This is a genomic window from Micromonospora sp. ALFpr18c (assembly GCF_008868155.1).
Classification (GTDB): Bacteria; Actinomycetota; Actinomycetes; order Mycobacteriales; family Micromonosporaceae; genus Micromonospora.
This window is the reverse complement of record NZ_WBKR01000471.1, coordinates 1-313: the sequence shown is the minus strand read 5'-3', so window position 1 is coordinate 313 and position 313 is coordinate 1. Positions and strand designations below refer to the sequence as shown.

General features: G+C 70.3%; 1 pseudogene. It reads left to right on the top strand.

The features are described from left to right. Positions 1 to 29: 29 nt before the first annotated feature. A pseudogene (locus F8271_RS31735) lies at positions 30 to 313 on the top strand (sugar ABC transporter permease); the annotation flags it as partial.

Genomic DNA, 313 nt, shown 5'->3' with positions numbered 1-313 from the left:
ACCCACCCGTCCAGCGAAGGGGTGACCGCATGACCACCCTGGCCGAACGACCGGACGTCGAGCGGCCCGGCCCGGCCCGCCGACCGCACCGGTTCCGCTCCGACCGCACCGCCATCTACCTGCTGCTCCTGCCGTCGCTGCTGCCGATCCTGGTGCTGTCGGTGTTTCCGCTGCTGCGGGGCATCTACCTCGGCTTCACCGACGCCCGGGCCGGGCGCAACGTCGAGGTCAGCTTCACCGGCCTGGCCAACTACCGCGAGCTGCTCGGCGACGAGCTGTTCTGGAACTCGTTCAAGATCGGCCTGCTCTGGGC